Source organism: Cellulosimicrobium sp. CpK407, from assembly GCF_051844275.1.
In the GTDB taxonomy this organism is placed as follows: domain Bacteria; phylum Actinomycetota; class Actinomycetes; order Actinomycetales; family Cellulomonadaceae; genus Cellulosimicrobium; species Cellulosimicrobium cellulans_G.
In genome coordinates this window covers 41540-58285 of sequence record NZ_JBGNYC010000031.1, presented here as the reverse complement: position 1 = coordinate 58285, position 16746 = coordinate 41540, and the positions used below count along the sequence as shown (strand labels likewise).

15 protein-coding genes and 2 tRNA genes are annotated in these 16746 nt (G+C 74.6%); 13 read left to right on the top strand and 4 right to left on the bottom strand.

What is annotated here, in order from left to right:
* Positions 1-39 precede the first annotated feature (39 nt).
* The 5 genes from ABWU78_RS14060 to ABWU78_RS14040 all read left to right on the top strand — a co-directional run bounded on the left by ABWU78_RS14060 (position 40) and on the right by ABWU78_RS14040 (position 1931).
* Positions 40-110 (top strand) — tRNA-Cys (locus ABWU78_RS14060).
* Between the two features lie 19 nt (positions 111-129).
* Positions 130-204 (top strand) — tRNA-Val (locus ABWU78_RS14055).
* Between the two features lie 57 nt (positions 205-261).
* On the top strand, positions 262-1149 hold the full coding sequence (locus ABWU78_RS14050; protein ID WP_439158719.1) for a hypothetical protein: 888 nt from the start codon (positions 262-264) through the stop codon (positions 1147-1149).
* A 52-nt stretch (positions 1150-1201) separates the two neighbouring features.
* Positions 1202-1525: a DUF2277 domain-containing protein gene (locus ABWU78_RS14045; protein ID WP_375823497.1), complete on the top strand. Its 324-nt coding sequence runs from the start codon at positions 1202-1204 to the stop codon at positions 1523-1525.
* A gap of 88 nt (positions 1526-1613) precedes the next feature.
* Positions 1614-1931, top strand: a complete 318-nt coding sequence (locus tag ABWU78_RS14040) for a hypothetical protein (RefSeq protein WP_375825668.1) — start codon at positions 1614-1616, stop codon at positions 1929-1931.
* Positions 1932-1938: 7 nt separating this feature from the next.
* Here ABWU78_RS14040 and ABWU78_RS14035 read toward each other — a convergent pair whose 3' ends face one another.
* On the bottom strand, positions 1939-2154 hold the full coding sequence (locus ABWU78_RS14035) for a hypothetical protein (RefSeq protein ID WP_439158718.1): 216 nt from the start codon (positions 2152-2154) through the stop codon (positions 1939-1941).
* Between the two features lie 205 nt (positions 2155-2359).
* Here ABWU78_RS14035 and glgX point away from each other — a divergent pair, with 205 nt between their 5' ends.
* The 4 genes from glgX to ABWU78_RS14015 all read left to right on the top strand — a co-directional run bounded on the left by glgX (position 2360) and on the right by ABWU78_RS14015 (position 10024).
* Positions 2360-4555, top strand: coding sequence for a glycogen debranching protein GlgX (glgX, locus tag ABWU78_RS14030; protein ID WP_439158717.1), 2196 nt, complete (start codon positions 2360-2362; stop codon positions 4553-4555).
* Entirely contained in the window at positions 4552-7188 is a 2637-nt protein-coding gene (gene treY / locus ABWU78_RS14025) for a malto-oligosyltrehalose synthase (protein WP_439158716.1), read from the top strand. Before glgX ends, treY begins: the two co-directional genes overlap by 4 nt.
* 68 nt (positions 7189-7256) lie before the next feature.
* Positions 7257-9089, top strand: a complete 1833-nt coding sequence (treZ, locus tag ABWU78_RS14020) for a malto-oligosyltrehalose trehalohydrolase (protein ID WP_439158720.1) — start codon at positions 7257-7259, stop codon at positions 9087-9089.
* A 14-nt stretch (positions 9090-9103) separates the two neighbouring features.
* Positions 9104-10024, top strand: coding sequence for a PPK2 family polyphosphate kinase (locus ABWU78_RS14015; protein WP_439158715.1), 921 nt, complete (start codon positions 9104-9106; stop codon positions 10022-10024).
* Positions 10025-10061: 37 nt separating this feature from the next.
* Here ABWU78_RS14015 and zapE read toward each other — a convergent pair whose 3' ends face one another.
* Positions 10062-11189, bottom strand: coding sequence for a cell division protein ZapE (zapE, locus tag ABWU78_RS14010; RefSeq protein ID WP_308202238.1), 1128 nt, complete (start codon positions 11187-11189; stop codon positions 10062-10064).
* Positions 11190-11226: 37 nt separating this feature from the next.
* Here zapE and ABWU78_RS14005 point away from each other — a divergent pair, with 37 nt between their 5' ends.
* A complete protein-coding gene (locus tag ABWU78_RS14005) occupies positions 11227-12105 on the top strand; it encodes a dihydrofolate reductase family protein (protein WP_439158714.1) in 879 nt (292 codons plus the stop codon).
* 5 nt (positions 12106-12110) lie between these two features.
* Complete coding sequence (locus ABWU78_RS14000; protein ID WP_253049193.1) at positions 12111-12596, top strand: hypothetical protein; 486 nt, start codon at positions 12111-12113, stop codon at positions 12594-12596.
* Positions 12597-12656: 60 nt separating this feature from the next.
* On the opposite strand, the gene ABWU78_RS13995 is transcribed toward ABWU78_RS14000, so the two are convergent.
* Complete coding sequence (locus tag ABWU78_RS13995) at positions 12657-13397, bottom strand: aspartate/glutamate racemase family protein (RefSeq protein WP_353709367.1); 741 nt, start codon at positions 13395-13397, stop codon at positions 12657-12659.
* A gap of 83 nt (positions 13398-13480) precedes the next feature.
* Between ABWU78_RS13995 and ABWU78_RS13990 the strand changes: the two genes are divergently transcribed.
* Positions 13481-14167, top strand: a complete 687-nt coding sequence (locus tag ABWU78_RS13990) for an HAD family hydrolase (protein WP_353709368.1) — start codon at positions 13481-13483, stop codon at positions 14165-14167.
* 48 nt (positions 14168-14215) lie between these two features.
* Positions 14216-15448, top strand: a complete 1233-nt coding sequence (locus ABWU78_RS13985; protein ID WP_353709369.1) for a carboxylate--amine ligase — start codon at positions 14216-14218, stop codon at positions 15446-15448.
* A 93-nt stretch (positions 15449-15541) separates the two neighbouring features.
* Here the strand turns inward: ABWU78_RS13985 and ABWU78_RS13980 are convergent, their stop codons facing one another.
* Complete coding sequence (locus tag ABWU78_RS13980; RefSeq protein ID WP_353709370.1) at positions 15542-16711, bottom strand: DegT/DnrJ/EryC1/StrS family aminotransferase; 1170 nt, start codon at positions 16709-16711, stop codon at positions 15542-15544.
* Between the last annotated feature and the right edge of the window lie 35 nt (positions 16712-16746).

The following is a 16746-nucleotide window of genomic DNA, read 5'->3' as shown; positions in this document are numbered from 1 at the left end:
TGGCCTGCTCCTCCGGGAGCGTGAGAGGACGCGTCTCAAGGTGGAGTGGCCGAGAGGCGAGGCAGCGGCCTGCAAAGCCGTATACGTGGGTTCGAATCCCATCTCCACCTCGCAGCAGTGCAGCACCCCGGGCGATTGGCGCAGCGGTAGCGCGCTTCCCTGACACGGAAGAGGTCACTGGTTCGATCCCAGTATCGCCCACCAGCACGAAGGCCGTCCCGGTTCACCGGGGCGGCCTTCGTCGTCCACTACCCTCGGCCCATGCCCGACCTGCGCCCCGCCCACGACGTGCTGCCGCTCGGCACCGCCCCGCGTCCCACGACCGCCGCCGAGCTCCTCGCCCGGCTGCGCCCCGCCCTGCTCGGCCTGCTCGGGCCGACCGTCGAGGGCGCCGACCGGGCGCGGCTCGACGCAGACCTCGACGGCCCCGACGTCTCCCGGCTCGACGTCGACCTGACGGGGGTGCGCGTGCGCGTCGGCAGCCAGGGCGCCGCTCGGAGCGCGGAGCACGCGTCCGGCCGCTCGTCCCGGGACGTCGAGGACGTGCGCTCGCGCGAGGACGCGGTCCTGCGCCGGGTGCGCGTCGACGCGCACCCGCTCCTGGTCGAGGACGTGCCGGTGGACGTCGTCGCCGAGGCCGAGGGCCTGCGGTTCCGCTGGGTCGAGGACACCGCCGGCGGCCTCGGGGTCGAGGGCGTCGAGCCTGACGACGCCGCGCCCCTCACCGGCCACGTCCGGGTCGCGGCCCCGCGTGACGCGATCGTCGCGACCGCACGGCGGCTCGTGGCGACGGAGCTCCAGAACCTCGGCCTCACGCTCGCGTCGCTCGACGTCGAGCTCGAGTCGGCGGGGCCCCGCAGGGTGACCCTCCGCGGGTTCGCCCGGGTCCGCAAGGGGATCCTCTCGGCGAGCGTGCGCGCGACGGCGACCGCGGAGGTCGACGCACGGATGGTGCTCGCCGTCCGGGACCTCGAGCTGTCGAGCCGCAACCCCGTCGTCGCGGCGCTGCTCGTCGCGGCGCGCGGCGAGCTCGCGAAGGTCGAGGGCCGCCAGGTCGACCTCGTGTCCGACCTGCCGCCGGGCGTCCGCCTCGCGGACGTCCGCGTCGACGTCGGCGAGACGCTCGCCGTCTCGGCACGCTTCGCCTGACGAGGCCGGGCCGCCCTTGTGGTGCTCCTCGCGCGCACGTAGCGTCGGGAGCATGTGCCGGAACATCACGACCCTGCGCGGCCTCGAGCCGCCCGCCACCGACGAGGAGATCGAGGCGGCCGCGCGTCAGTTCGTCCGCAAGGTCACCGGGATCCAGCGCACGAGCGCGGCGACCGAGGAGCCGTTCGAGCGCGCGGTCGACGAGGTCACGGCGATCGTCGCGCGGCTGCTCGACGAGCTGCCGGAACGCCGCAACCCGCCGTCGACCGTCCCCCCGCTCCGTCGCGAGGAGGTCCGGGCGCGCATCGCCGCGCGTGAGGCGGCCGAGCGCGAGCACGAGCGGGCGCACGCCCTGGGGATCGCGCACACCCACTGAGCGGGAGCAGGTCCGGCGCCCGCACGGTCGGCGCGCGGCGACCGTGGCGCGCGCGGCAGCGCGACGAGGCCGTCTAGGCTCGGGACCTGTGAGTGCCGCACCCGCCCCGAACCCGTCGCCAGAGGCCACGCGCCCCGAACCCGTCAGCGCGAGCATGCGCCGCGCGAAGGCGGACGCGCGCTCGGCGCACGTGACGATCGGGCAGGTCCGCGAGGAGGGGGCCGGGCGGGTGACGATCGACTGCTCGTGCGGCATGTCGCTCACGAACGGCCCGGACTGGACCGTCGACGAGCACATCCGCCTCCACCGGGCGGAGGCGCGCTACCTCGCGCTGAGCGCGGTCGCCCCGGCCGGGATGCCGCGGCTCATCCCGGTCGACGCCGACCGGCTGCCGCGCGTGGACTGACCGGCGCTCAGAGCTCGTCGGGGTCGTCCCAGGACGTGCCCGACGACGCGCCGTCGATCGGCCGGCGCTCGTTCTCCGACAGCGACTGCGGGGCCTTGGTCGCGTCCCCACCGGTCAGCACGTCACCGACCGACTCCCCCTCCTCCTCACGGCGCGGGGACAGTCGTGCGGAGGCGACGTCCGACTCGTTGAGGTCGTCGCGGTGGTCTGCGTGGGTGCTCATGGCACGGGTCTACCAGGTCCGACGCCGCCATGCACGACCGTCCGCGGCGCGGCGCGGTCGGGGCCCGACGCGGTGAGACGGCCGCGGGACCCGACCCACGATCGGCGCGCGCTTGGCACACTATTTGTACACGTGTCCCCCGTCACGCGAGGTCGGGCGCCTCCTGCGACGACAGCGACCCGGGGGGCGTGGAATCCTCGAGGGCATGCAGACCTGGCCCGGCCACCCCTACCCGTTGGGCGCCACCTATGACGGGACGGGGACGAACTTCGCCCTGTTCTCCGAGGTTGCGGAGCGCGTGGAGCTCTGCCTCCTCGGCGACGACGGCACCGAGACGCGCGTCGACCTCGAGGAGGTCGACGCGCACGTCTGGCACGTCTACCTGCCCGGGAAGGGGCCCGGCACGCGCTACGGCTACCGGGTGCACGGGCCGTACGACCCGGCGAACGGTCACCGGTGCAACCCGGCCAAGCTGCTCCTCGACCCGTACGCGAAGGCGATCGAGGGACACGTCGACGGCGACGAGTCGCTGTTCTCCTACCGCTTCGCCGACGCCGGCGACGCGGCACCGGCGGACGAGGCACCCGAGGGCGCCGACGCGGACGACGCGCCCCCGCCCGCTCCCCCGCTCAACGACGACGACTCGGCCGGGCACACGATGGTCTCGGTCGTCATCAACCCGTACTTCGACTGGGGTCACGACCGCCCGCCGAACCGGGACTACCACGACAGCGTGATCTACGAGGCGCACGTCAAGGGCATGACGATGCTCCACCCGGACGTGCCGGACGACCTGCGCGGCACGTACGCCGGCATGGCCCACCCGGCCGTCGTCGAGCACCTCGTGACGCTCGGCGTCACGGCGGTCGAGCTCATGCCGGTGCACCAGTTCGTCAACGACCCCACGCTCGTCGAGAAGGGCCTGTCGAACTACTGGGGCTACAACACGATCGGCTTCTTCGCGCCCCACAACGGGTACGCGGCGTACGGCACGCGCGGGCAGCAGGTCATGGAGTTCAAGACCATGGTCAAGGCCCTGCACGAGGCGGGCATCGAGGTCATCCTCGACGTCGTCTACAACCACACCGCGGAGGGCAACCACCTCGGCCCGACGCTGAGCTTCCGCGGCATCGACAACAAGGCGTACTACCGCCTGGTCGACGGCGACGAGGCGCACTACTTCGACACCACGGGCACGGGCAACTCGCTGCTCATGCGCTCGCCGCACGTGCTCCAGCTCATCATGGACTCGCTGCGGTACTGGGTGACCGAGATGCACGTGGACGGGTTCCGCTTCGACCTCGCGGCGACCCTGGCCCGGCAGTTCCACGAGGTCGACCGCCTCTCGGCCTTCTTCGACATCGTCCAGCAGGACCCGGTGATCTCCCAGGTCAAGCTCATCGCCGAGCCGTGGGACCTCGGCGACGGCGGCTACCAGGTGGGCGGCTTCCCGCCGCTGTGGACCGAGTGGAACGGGCAGTACCGGGACACCGTGCGCGACTTCTGGCGCGGCGAGCCCTCCACGCTGCCCGAGCTCGCGAGCCGCCTCACCGGCTCGTCCGACCTCTACGAGCACAGCGGTCGCAAGCCCATCGCGTCGATCAACTTCGTCACCGCGCACGACGGCTTCACGCTCAACGACCTCGTGTCCTACGACGAGAAGCACAACGACGCGAACGGCGAGGACAACAACGACGGCGAGAGCCACAACCGGTCCTGGAACTGCGGGGCGGAAGGGCCGACCGACGACCCCGAGGTGCGGGCGCTCCGCGCGCGCCAGCGCCGCAACTTCCTCGCGACCCTCCTGCTCTCCCAGGGCGTGCCCATGCTCGCGCACGGCGACGAGATCGCGCGCACGCAGGGCGGCAACAACAACGGCTACTGCCAGGACAACGCGATCACGTGGATGGACTGGGGCGGCGAGGAGGGCCTCGACGACGAGCGGGCCGCGCTGCTCGACTTCGCCCGCCGCGTGGTGTGGCTGCGGCGCGACCACCCCGTGCTGCACCGGCGGCGCTTCTTCCTGGGCCGCGGCGGCTCCGGGACCGTCGACGACGAGCTGCCGGACATCGAGTGGCTCGACATCACCGGCTCGCGCATGGACCAGCAGGACTGGGACCACGCCTACGCGCGCACCGTCATGGTGTTCCTCAACGGCGACGCGATCCCCGAGAAGGACCGGCGCGGCGAGCCGATCGTCGACGACTCGTTCCTCCTGCTGCTCAACGCCCACTCCGACGCGCTCGAGTTCACCGTGCCGCCCGCGCGGTACGGCGAGGGCTGGGACGTCGTGCTGGACACCGACGGCACGGTGGACGTCGGCGACGCCCTGCGCCCGGGCGACACGGTCTCCGTGACGGGCCGCAGCGTCATCGTCCTGACCCGGCCCCCGCTGCGATGACGGCCGCGCCCGACGTCCGCGCGCCCGGCGCGCCGCCCCGCGTCCCCGTCTCGACGTACCGCCTGCAGCTCGGCCCCGGCCTCACGTTCGACGACGCCGCGCGCCAGGTGCCGTACCTCGCGGCCCTCGGGGTCACGCACCTCTACCTCTCCCCCGTGCTCCAGGCCGCGCCCGGCTCGACCCACGGCTACGACGTCGTCGACCACACGCGCGTGAGCACGGAGCTCGGCGGGCACGAGGGCCTGGGGCGCCTCGCCGCGAGCGCCCGGGCGGCGGGCCTGGGCCTGGTGCTCGACGTCGTGCCGAACCACATGGCGGTGCCGACGCCCGCGTGGCACAACCACGCGCTGTGGTCGGTCCTCGAGGACGGCGCCGACTCGCCGTACGCCCGGTGGTTCGACGTCGACTGGTCGGCGGGCGAGGGCGCGGTGCTCATGCCGGTCCTCGGCGCGCGCCTGGGCGACGTGCTCGCGGCGGGCGAGATCACGGTCGACGAGGTCGAGGTCCCCGGGTCGCCGGAGCCGCGGCCCGTGCTGCGGTACTACGACCACGTCTTCCCGGTGCGGGCGGGCACGGAGGACCTGCCGCTCACCGAGCTGGTGGAGCGTCAGCACTACCGCCTCGCGTACTGGCGCGTGGGCGACGAGGAGCTCAACTACCGGCGCTTCTTCGACGTCGGGTCGCTCGTCGCGGTCCGGGTCGAGGACGAGGAGGTGTTCGACGCGACGCACGCGCTCGTGCTCGGCCTCGTCACGGACGGCACGGTCGACGGCCTGCGCATCGACCACCCGGACGGCCTCGCCGACCCGGCGCAGTACCTCCGGCGTCTCGCCGACCGTACCGACGGCGCGTGGGTCGTCGTGGAGAAGATCCTCGCGGGCGAGGAGCAGGTGCCCCCGGACTGGGCGACGGTGGGGACCACGGGCTACGACGTCGCGTGGCGGCTGCAGCAGCTCTTCGTCGACCCCGGCGGCCGGTCCGGTCTGGACGCGGTGATGACCCGCCTCACGGGCGCCGTGCCGGGCGGGCTGGGGGCGCTCGTCGAGGAGGCGAAGCGCGAGGTCGTCGCGGGCCCGCTCTACGCGGAGCTGCACCGCCTGACCGACCTCGCGGCCGCCGTCTGCCACGACGACCCGCGCCTGCGCGACCACACGTGGCGCGGACTGCACCAGTGCCTGCGCGAGCTGCTCGTCGCGTTCGACCGGTACCGGGCCTACGTGGTGCCGGGCACCCCGCCACGGCACGAGGCGGTCCGTGCGGTCGAGGACGCCGCCGCGCGCGCCCGGGCCCGCCTCGACCCGCAGCGCGCGGAGACGCTCGACGTGGTGGTCGACCTCGTGCTGGGCCGGGAGGTCGGGAGCGCGGGTCGGCGCCGCGAGGCGCGCCGCGACGAGCTCGTGGTGCGGTTCCAGCAGGTCTGCGGCGCGGTGACGGCGAAGGGGGTGGAGGACACCGCGTTCTACCGGTGGACCGAGCTCGTGAGCCTGTGCGAGGTGGGGGGCGAGCCGGACCGGTTCAGCCTCGGCGTGCACGACTGGCACGCGTTCGCGCAGCGGTTCGCCGCGCTCACGCCGCACGCCCTCACGGCGGGGTCGACGCACGACACCAAGCGCGGTGAGGACACGCGCGCGGCGCTCGGGGTGCTGTCCGAGGACGCGGCGGGCTGGTCGCGGCTCGTCGACGAGGTCCGCGCGGCGACGGCCCCGTACCGCGGGGCGCTCGTGGACGGCCTCGCGGAGAGCCTGCTGTGGCAGACGGTCGCGGGGACGTGGCTGCCCGACGCGGGCGCCGGGGCCGACCCGGCCGACGGCGCGTCGGACGGCCCGTCCGGCGCGTCGATCGCGCCCGACCGCCTCGTCGACTACCTGCGCAAGGCGCTGCGCGAGGCGAAGGTCGCGACGTCGTGGACGAGCCCGGACGACGCCTACGAGGAGGCCGTCGCGGACCTCGCGCGGCGCGCGCTCGCCGACCCCGCGGTGACCGGCGCGTTCGCCCGGTGGTCCCGCGACCACCGCGAGGAGCTGCGCGCCGCGAGCCTCGGGATCACGCTCGTGCGGCTCACGGCGCCCGGCGTCGCGGACGTGTACCAGGGCGCGGAGTCGTACGCGCCGACCCTCGTGGACCCCGACAACCGCCGCCCGGTGGACGTCGGCGCGCTGACCGAGCGGCTCGAGCGGCTCGACGGCGGGGCCCCCGCACGCACGCTCGCGGACGAGAAGCTGCTCGTCACGGCGCGCGCGCTGCGGCTGCGCCGCGCCCTGGCCGGCGCGTTCGTCGGCGACGGCGCCGGGTACGCGCCCGTCGCGTCGTCGACGCCGTGCGCGCTCGCGTTCGCGCGCACCGCGCGGGGCCGCGGTGAGGCGGACGTCGCGCGCGTCGTGACCGTCGCCACGCGGCTGGCCGGCACGGTCGACCGGCTGGGCGGGTGGCGCGACCACGTCGTCGCGCTCCCCCCGGACACGGGGGCATGGGTCGACGTGCTCACCGGGCGGGAGCACGCGTCCGGCACGGTGCGCGTGGCCGACCTGCTCGCCGACCTGCCGGTCGCGCTCCTCGTCGACCAGGACGACGCCGCGGCCGTCGCCGTCGCGAGCCCGGGCGAGGCCCGGGAGCCCGCGGGGGACGCGCCGTGACGACCGACCCGACGAGCCAGGCGCCCGGGATCCCGCCTCCCCGCGTCCCCCCGCCTCGGTCGACCCCCATGCTCTCGGTGCCCGGGCCGCGGCCGGTCGTGTGGGCGCCGACGGCGCGCAGCGTCGAGCTGCTCCTGCCCGAGCCGGGCTCCGGGACGTTCGACGGCGCGCAGCGGCTCCCGCTGCGCCTCGTGGGCGCGCACGTGCCCGGGTGGTGGGGCTACGACCACGAGCTGCCGTGGGGCACGGACTACGGTTACGCGGTCGACGGCGGACCAGGCCGGCCCGACCCCCGCAGCCCGTGGCAGCCGTACGGCGTGCACGGTCCGAGCCGCACGTTCGACGCTACGTACGCCTGGACCGACGACGCGTGGACGGGCCGCGACGTGCGGGGCGAGGTCGTCTACGAGCTGCACGTGGGCACGTTCACGCCGCAGGGCACGCTCGACGCCGCGATCGACCGGCTCGACCACCTCGTCGACCTGGGCGTCGGCGCGGTCGAGCTCCTGCCGGTCGCGGCGTTCGGCGGCGAGCGGGGCTGGGGCTACGACGGCGTGCACCTGTACGCGGTGCACGAGCCGTACGGGGGCCCCCGCGCCCTGCAGCGGTTCGTGGACGCCGCCCACGCCCGGGGCCTCGCGGTCGTGCTCGACGTCGTCTACAACCACCTCGGGCCGTCGGGGAACTACCTGCCGGAGTTCGGCCCGTACTTCACCGACGCGCACACGACCCCCTGGGGCGCGGCGGTGAACCTCGACCGGCCGGGAAGCCGGGAGGTGCGCGAGTGGGTGATCGACAACGCCGAGCGGTGGTTCGTCGAGTTCCACGTCGACGCGCTGCGCCTCGACGCGGTGCACGCCCTCGTCGACCACTCCCCCACGCACCTGCTCGCGGAGCTCGCGCGACGCGTGGACCGCGTGGAGCAGGAGCTGGGGCGCCCGCTCACGCTCGTCGCCGAGTCGGACGAGAACGACCCGGCCACGGTCACGGGCGTCGAGCAGGGCGGTCGCGGCATGCGCGCCCAGTGGGCCGACGACGTCCACCACGCCGTGCACGCGCTCCTCACGGGCGAGCGGCAGGGCTACTACGTGGACTTCGGCTCCGTCGCGGTGCTGCGCAAGGCGCTCACGGGCGTGTTCGTGCACGACGGCACGTTCTCCACCTTCCGCGGTCGCACCTGGGGCCACCCCGTCCCGGCGGGGACCGACGGGCACGCGTTCGTCGTGAGCTCCCAGAACCACGACCAGGTCGGCAACCGCGCGTTCGGGGACCGGACGTCGGCCACGCTCGACGGCGGCGGGCTCGCCGTGGCCGCGGCGCTCGTCCTGGTCTCGCCCTTCACCCCGCTGCTCTTCATGGGCGAGGAGTGGGGCGCGTCGACGCCGTGGCAGTTCTTCACCGACCACGCCGAGCCGGAGCTCGCCGAGGCGGTCCGGCGCGGGCGGGCCGCGGAGTTCGCCGACCACGGGTGGGGCGACGGCGCGCCCGTGCCCGACCCGCAGGACCCGGCGACCCGCGACGCGAGCGTCCTCGACTGGTCCGAGCGCGACCGCGGCGAGCACGCGCGCCTGCTCGCCTGGTACCGGACGCTGGTGGCACTGCGGGCGCGGCCGGACGTCCGCTCGGGCGACCTCTCGGTCGTGCGTGTGCACGGCCCCGGGGGCGTGGACGACGACGCCTCGGGCGAGGAGACGGCGTCGGCGCCGCGCGGCGGTCCCGCGTTCGTCGTGGACCGTCGGACCGTCGCGGTCGCGGTCAACCTCGGCGAGGAGCGCCGTCGGCTCCGGCTCGCGCTCGGCGGCACGCCGCGCCTGCTCGCGGCGTGGGACCCGGAGACGACCGTGCACCGGCGCCACGTGGACCTGCCCGCGCGTTCGGTCGCCGTCCTGTCCTGGGTGTGACTACGCTCACGCCCATGTCGACGACGAAGAAGCCGAAGAAGAAGCACGGCAAGGGCGCTCGGTCCGGCTCAGGATCCGTGCCGGCGCTCGACGCCGACTGGGAGGTCGCCCCCACGAAGTCGTTGCGCGTGCCCGCCGGCTTCGACCTCGCGGCGTTCGACCGCGGGTCCACGCCGGGGTTCGCCGGCGACAAGGCGGCCGGCAAGGCGCTCGTCGCGCGGCACGCGGACGAGCTCTCCGAGCTGCAGGAGCGCCTGTTCGCCGAGGGCCGCTCGGGCGGGTCGCGCTCGGTCCTGCTCGTGCTGCAGGGCATGGACACCGCGGGCAAGGGCGGCATCGTGCGGCACGTCGTCGGGCTCGTCGACCCGCAGGGCGTCGCCCACCGGTCGTTCGGCGTCCCGACGCCCGAGGAGCGCGAGCACGACTACCTGTGGCGGATCCGCAGGGCGCTGCCCGCGCCCGGGTACATCGGCGTCTTCGACCGCTCGCACTACGAGGACGTGCTCGTCGCGCGCGTCGACGAGCTCGTGCCCCCGGTGGTCTGGGAGGCGCGGTACGACGAGATCAACCGGTTCGAGGAGGAGATCGTCGCGGCGGGCACGACCATCGTCAAGGTCGCGCTGCTCGTGTCCTACGAGGAGCAGCGGGCGCGGCTCATGGAGCGCCTCGAGCGGCCGGACAAGTACTGGAAGTACAACCCGAACGACGTCGACTCGCGCCAGAAGTGGCCCGCGTACCAGGAGGCCTACCAGGCCGTCCTCGACCGGACGAGCACCGAGGTCGCGCCGTGGCACGTCGTCCCGGCCGACCACAAGTGGTTCGCGCGCCTCGCGGTGAGCGAGCTCCTGCTCGACGCGCTGCGCCGCCTCGACCTCGGCTGGCCCCCGGCCGACTTCGACATCGAGGTCGAGAAGAAGCGCCTCGCCGCGACATGAGCCGCCCGGGCGGCGACGTGCCCGCTCGGGCCGGCCGTCAGGCGGAGGCGCGCGCGACCGCGCGGCCGTCCTCGGCGAGCGCGCCGAGGCGCGAGAGCGCGCGGTAGTACTTCTTGCGGTACCCGCCGCGCAGCATCTCCTCCGTGAACAGGCTCCGCTCCCCCGTGTAGTCGCCCGACCCGGCGAGCAGCACGGGCACGTCGCGATCGTAGAGGCGGTCGACGAGGACGACGAGGCGCAGGGCGGCGGACTGCTCGGTCACGGTGTGCACGCCGGTGAGCGCGACGACCTCGACGCCGTCGAGCAGCGCGCGGTAACGGCTGGGGTGCACGTGCGAGAGGTGCGCCAGCAGGTCGTCGAACGCGTCGAGCGTCGTGCCGGTGCGGCCCACGGCCGCGGCCCGCACCGCGTCCTCGGGCAGCGGGGCGGAGTCGGTGACGACCGCGCGGTGGCGGTAGTCCTCGCCGTCGACGCGCAGCACCTCGAACCGGGCCGCGAGCGCCTGGATCTCGCGCAGGAAGTCCTCCGCCGCGAAGCGGCCCTCGCCGAGCGCCTCGGGCAGCGTGTTCGACGTCGCCGCGAGCGCGACGCCGCGGTCGGCGAGCTCGCGCAGGAGGCGCGACATGAGCACGGTGTCGCCCGGGTCGTCGAGCTCGAACTCGTCGATGCACACGAGCTTCTTCGTCGCGAGCGCGTCCACCGTCGCCTGGAACCCGAGCGCGCCCACCAGGTTCGTGTACTCGACGAACGTGCCGTAGGCGCTCACGTCGAGGCCCACGGCGTGCGCGAGCGACGTGAGGAGGTGGGTCTTGCCGACGCCGAAGCCGCCGTCCATGTAGACCGCGGGCGCGGTCTGCTTCCGGGTGCCGAAGAGCCCCTTGCGCGCGGGCTTGGCGACGGCGGCCGCGACCTCCTCGAGCCGCGCGACGGTGCGCGCCTGGCTCGGGTACGCGGGGTTCGCGCGGTAGGTCGAGAAGCGGGCGTCGGCGAAGTGCCGCGGCGGCAGCAGGTCGGCCAGGAGTCGCGCGGGCGGGACGGACGGTCGAACGTCCGCGAGGGCGCGCGTGCGTCCGGGCGCGTCGGGAGTCGCGTCGGGGGCCGACGCGCGGGCGGTGCCGGGGAGGGCTGCCGGGGCCGAGGCGCCACCGGCGACGGGCGCAGTCACGAGGATCCAGCCTACGCCTGCGGCTAGCCTGGCCGCTGTGACCTCCACCACGGCGCCCTCCGACGAGCCCCCTGCGGCACCCGCGGGACGCACGGACCTGCCCCCGCTCGACGTGCTCCTGCCCGCCGCGGAGCACCTGCCGCCCGACCCGCGCGAGGAACGCCTCGCGGCGCTCTACGCGTACGGCCCGCCCGCGCGGGGGGCGCACGTCGTGCGCGCCAACATGGTCACGAGCGTCGACGGCGCGGCGTGGGGTCCGGACCACCGCTCGGGGTCGATCAACGACGACGCGGACTGGCGCGTCTTCCGGGTGCTGCGCGCGCTCGCCGACGTCGTGCTCGTCGGCGCAGGGACGGCCCGTGCCGAGGGGTACACCGCGCTCGACCGGCCGCGCAGGCTGCGGCACCTGCACGACGCGCCGCTCGAGCTCGCGATCGTGACGCGGACCGGCCGCGTCCCCGAGGCCCTCGCCCGCGGCGACCGGCCGCCCCTCGTGCTGACCGGCCCCGCCGGGGCGGCCACGGCGACGGGCGACGTGCCCGCGGACCGGGTGCTCGTCGTCGGGCAGGACACCGCGGGCACGCGGGACGGGCACGCGCCGGGAGCCGCCGTCGACCTCGCCGCGGGGCTCGCCGCGCTCGCCGAGCGCGGGCTGGCCCGCGTGCTCACCGAGGGCGGGCCGACGCTGCTGGGCGACCTGCTCGCGGCGGACCTCGTCGACGAGCTGTGCGTCACCACGACGCCGAGCGTCGTCGGGCAGGGCCCGGGCCGCATCGTGGCCGGGGCGGCGCCGTCGGGCACGACGGCGCTCCCGCCCCGGGGCGCCCGCCTCGCGCACCTGCTGCACAGCCCCGAGGACCGGCCCGGCTCCCCCGCCGGTACGACCGCCGCGCGCTGGCTCCTGCCGATAGGCTGACCCGCGTGACCGACACGATCCTCGTCCTGACCGAAGACACGCTGAACCCGGCCGACGTGCAGCACATCCTGTCGCTGCACGAGGGCGAGCAGCTCGCCTACCGGGTGCTCGTGCCCGCGGACACGGAGCGCAACGTGATCTCCGGGATCATCGACCACCTCAGCGTGGGCGAGCTCAAGGAGGCATGGGACGAGGTCCTCGGTCGCGAGCCCTCGCCGGTCCAGGCCACGGCGACGGCGGGCGAGCAGCTCGAGCGCAGCGTCGCGGAGCTGCGCGCGGCGGGCCGCGAGGCCGACGGCGCCGTCGTCGACGACGACCCGCTGCCCGCGCTGCACAAGGCCGTCGCCGCGGACGGCGTGCGCGAGATCGTCGTCGTGACCTACCCGCACGCGGTCGAGGACACGTTCCACACCGACTGGGCGTCCCGCGCGCGCGAGGAGCTCCACGTCCCGGTGCTGCACCTGTACTCGGGCACGAGCGAGCTCGGCTGACCCGGCTCCGAACCCCTCTGCCGAGGGAGAGACCCGGTCCGCCGAGGGAGAGAGGCCTGGTCAGCCCTCGCGCACGCGGTGCCCCGCGCGACGGATGGTCGCGCGGGCGAGCTGGTCGGTCGAGTCGAGGTAGAGCGGGTCGGCGAGCAGGTCGTGGTCGACGGCGACGACCGACAGCTCCGTGCAACCCAGCACGATCACCTGGGCACCCCGCTCGACGAGCCGCCCCGCGACGGCGCGGAACGTCTCGATGTCGACCGGCCGGCCGGCCTTGACCTGCTCGTAGATGATCTGCGAGACGAGCGCCTGGTCGGCCTCGTCCGGGACGAGCGCGTCGACGCCGTGACGCGCGAAGGCGTCCTGGTAGACGCCCGACGCCGCGGTCCCCGCCGTCGCGAGCAGCCCCACCGCGCGCAGGTCCGCGACCCGCGCCCGGGCGGCGTCGACCGTCGTGTCGATGATGGACACGAACGGGACGCTGATCGCGTCGAGCACCTGCTGGGTGAAGTAGTGCGCCGTGTTGCAGGGCATGACGAGGAAGTCCGCCCCGAAGCGCTCGAGCCGTCCCGCGTCGCGCGCGAGCACCGGACCCGGGTCCGCGTCCGAGCGGCCGAGGATGAACGCCGTGCGGTCGGGGATCGTCGCGTGGTTGAGCACGACGGCGTCCACGTGGTCCTGGTCGCGGTCCGCCTCCGTGAGCTCGACGAGGAGCTGGAGGAAGTACGCCGTGGCGAGGGGCCCGACCCCTCCGAGCACTCCGACGAGGGGCTGGGCGTGGTCCTGGTCCGGTCGCGACGTCACCCGTGGATCCTACGGCGACCCGCCCCACCGGCCGCCACGGTCACAGGTCCCGGCCTGACGACCCCGCCGCTAGGGTGGCGGCCATGACCGTACGCCACGTCCTGTTCGACGCCGACGGCGTGCTCCAGCACATCCCCGACGGCTGGTACGCGGCGGTCGAGCGCTACCTCGGGGACCGGACCCGGGAGTTCCTGCTCGAGACCTGGAGCGAGGAGCTGCCCATGCTCGTCGGCGAGGGCGACTATCTCCCTGTGCTGGCTGCCGGGCTCGAGCGCTACGGCGTGACGGAGCCGGCGGAGGACGTGTACCGCGCGATCTGGTTCGACGCGCTCGAGGTCGTGGACGCGTCGTTCGACCTCGTGCGGGCGCTGCGCGCGAGCGGCTACGGCGTGCACCTCGGCACCAACCAGGAGAGCCGTCGCGTGCCGTTCATGCGCCGGACCCTCGGCTACGACGCGGAGTTCGACACGAGCTGGTACTCGTGCGAGCTCGGGATCGCCAAGCCCGACCCGCGGTTCTTCGCCGAGGCCGCCCGCCGCATCGGCGCGGACCCGGACGAGGTGCTGTTCGTCGACGACACCGCGCGCAACGTCGAGGGCGCGCGCGCCGCCGGCATGGTGGGCGTGCACTGGGACGTCTCACGGGGCCACGACGAGCTCGTGCGCGTGCTGGCCGGGCACGGCGTCGTCGTCCGCGCCGGTCAGGACCCCACGGGCGTGGGTGTCGCAGGCGAGGGCCTCGGCCCGGGCGCGGCCGTACCCGGCCCGTAGGATGGCGGACGCCCGCCGACCACACAGAGAAACGGACGACCCTCCGCGATGACGTACGGCAACGCCGAGTTCCTCCCCATCGTCCTGGGGACCAACCTCAACACCTACAACATCGCGAGGTCGTTGCACGAGGCGTACGGCGTCCGCACGCTGGCCCTGGGCCGCTTCCCGCTGCGCGAGACGGCGGACTCCCGCATCGTCGACGTGCGCACCTACCGCGACTTCGACGACCCGGAGCGCATCGTCGCGGTCCTGCGCGAGCTCGCCGAGGAGTTCCCGGGCCGCAAGCGCCTGCTCATCGCGAACATCGAGTTCTACACGAACGTCGTGATCGCGCACCGCGCCGAGCTCCAGGACCTGTACGTCATCCCGCTCGTCGGCCAGGAGCTGGCCGCGCGCCTCATGAACAAGACGGACTTCTACCGCACCTGCGCGGAGCTGGGCGTGCCGCACCCGGAGACGGTGATCGCGACGGCGGCGGACGTCGACGCGCCGGGCTTCGGCGAGGACCTGCCGTTCCCGTACCCGCTCATCCTCAAGCCGTCGGACACGGACACGTACCCGCGCCTGCGGTTCGAGGGCAAGAAGAAGGTCTACCTCGTCCAGGACGCCGCCGAGCTGCGCGACGTCGCGCGCCGCATCTACGCCGCGGGGTACGCGGACGACCTCATCGTCCAGGAGTACCTCGCGGGCGACGAGTCGGTCATGCGCGTGGTCAACACGTACTCCGACCGGCACGGCCGCCTGCGCTTCCTCTCCGCGGCGCAGATCGTGCTCGGTGAGTACGACCCGAAGCTCGTCGGGAACTACAACGCCGTCGTCACGATGAAGGACGACAGGCTCACCGAGTCGGTCCGGCACCTGCTCGACAGCCTCGGCTACGTGGGCGCGGCGAACCTCGACGTCATGTACGACCGCCGCACGGGCACGAGCAAGATCCTCGAGGTGAACCTGCGCCAGGGCGCGGCGAGCTTCTACACGATGGCCGCGGGCGGCAACCTCGCGCGCTGCTACGTCGAGGACCTGGTCCACGGGCGCGAGCTGCCCGAGCAGATCACGTCGGAGGCGCGCCTGTGGGTCAACGTGCCCTACCCGGTCGTCCGGGCGCTCGTGCCGGTGTCGCTGCGCCACCGCGTGAAGAAGGCCCGCAAGCACGGCGTCTGGCACACGCTGCGCTACGCGCCCGACCGCAGCCTGCGCCGCCGCCTCGACGTGTGGCGCGTCGACCTGCGCCACACGGTCGACTACGTGAAGTTCGCGCGCTCCCGCCCGTCGGCATGACCCTCCCGCCGACCAGGCGGTCTCGGCGCGTCCAGCATCGCTGACGCGCAGGGATCGCCTGGTCGGCCCGCGGGGATCGCCTGGTCGAGAGGCTCAGGCGCCCAGTGCCGACCGCACGGCCTCGACGATGCGGCGCGCCGTCGCGACCCCGACCGTCGTCGGCAGGTTGACGACGCGGGCCACGAGGTCCTCCGTCGTCGCGAGCGCGGGGTCGCCCGGCGTGTACCCGTAGACCGCCGGGTCGTCCGGGCCGGGGAACAGCGCGGGGCGGTACCACTTGCCGACGTAGAACCCGGCCGCCGTGAGCTCCCGCACGAGCCGGTCGGCGGTCGGCGCGTCGGGCGCGAAGAAGGGGAACCGCACCAGCGGCGCGCGCCCGCCGACCCCCGCCGGCACCTCGACGACGTCGGACAGCCCGCGCACGTACTCCGCCACGGTGTCCGCGCGACGCGCCTCGACGTCGCCGCTCGACCGCAGCGCGTCGACCATCCGGCCCGTGACCCACGACGACGGGCGCTGCGGCGGGTGCGCGAGGCCGCCTCGGTTCTCCACGGGGGCGATCGCCGGCTCGTACGCGCCGACGGCGGTGAGCGCGCCGCGCACCTTTCCCGCGGCGCCGCCCGGGAGTCGGTTGAGCACCCGCACCTGCGTCCGGAAGCTGCGCGCGGCGAGGTCGAGCCGGGCCCCGACGACCGGCAGCGCATCGAGCGCCGACACGATCGCGGCGCGCAGCGCCGGGTCGAGCGCGGGGCTCACCCACACGGCACCGCCGAACCGCGTCGGCAGCATCTTCTCCACGCCGAACGAGTGGAACGAGACGTCCGCGACCGGCGACCCGTCGGCGTCGCGCGCGAGGCGCGTGACGCAGTGCGCGCTGTCCTCCACGAGGAGCGCCCCGACCGAGCGCGCCGCGGCGCGCAGCCGGAGCGCGGCCGCGTCGTCGACGATGCCGAACGTGTTCTGCAGCACGACGGCGCGCGTGGCCGGCCCGACCGCGAGCCGGTCGGGGTCGATCGCGACGGTCGCCGGGGAGACCTCGGCGTAGACGGGCCGCAGGCCCGCGACGAGGACGGGGTCGACGGCCGTCGAGCACGTGAACACCTGGGTGACCACGTCGCCCGCGCCGCGCACCTCGGCGAGCGCCCGGAACACGACCTCCATCCCGTAGCGGGCCTTGAAGACGAGGAACCAGTCGGCCGGGTCGGTGCCCGTCCGGTCGGCGAGCATCCTCGTCGCGGTCGCGTCCTGGGGGTGGCGGCTCATCGTTCTCCGTGTCGTCCGGCGTCAGAGGGGGTCAG

Excerpts from the sequence above, each read along its gene's own strand:
- ABWU78_RS14015 (WP_439158715.1), top strand. The coding sequence starts at position 9,104 with ATGTCGACGACGAAGAAGCCGAAGAAGAAGCACGGCAAGGGCGCTCGG.
- treZ (WP_439158720.1), top strand. The coding sequence starts at position 7,257 with ATGCTCTCGGTGCCCGGGCCGCGGCCGGTCGTGTGGGCGCCGACGGCG.
- ABWU78_RS14035 (WP_439158718.1), bottom strand. The coding sequence starts at position 2,154 with ATGAGCACCCACGCAGACCACCGCGACGACCTCAACGAGTCGGACGTC.
- ABWU78_RS14050 (WP_439158719.1), top strand. The coding sequence starts at position 262 with ATGCCCGACCTGCGCCCCGCCCACGACGTGCTGCCGCTCGGCACCGCC.
- ABWU78_RS13990 (WP_353709368.1), top strand. The coding sequence starts at position 13,481 with ATGACCGTACGCCACGTCCTGTTCGACGCCGACGGCGTGCTCCAGCAC.
- ABWU78_RS13985 (WP_353709369.1), top strand. The coding sequence starts at position 14,216 with ATGACGTACGGCAACGCCGAGTTCCTCCCCATCGTCCTGGGGACCAAC.
- glgX (WP_439158717.1), top strand. The coding sequence starts at position 2,360 with ATGCAGACCTGGCCCGGCCACCCCTACCCGTTGGGCGCCACCTATGAC.
- treY (WP_439158716.1), top strand. The coding sequence starts at position 4,552 with ATGACGGCCGCGCCCGACGTCCGCGCGCCCGGCGCGCCGCCCCGCGTC.
- ABWU78_RS14045 (WP_375823497.1), top strand. The coding sequence starts at position 1,202 with ATGTGCCGGAACATCACGACCCTGCGCGGCCTCGAGCCGCCCGCCACC.
- ABWU78_RS13980 (WP_353709370.1), bottom strand. The coding sequence starts at position 16,711 with ATGAGCCGCCACCCCCAGGACGCGACCGCGACGAGGATGCTCGCCGAC.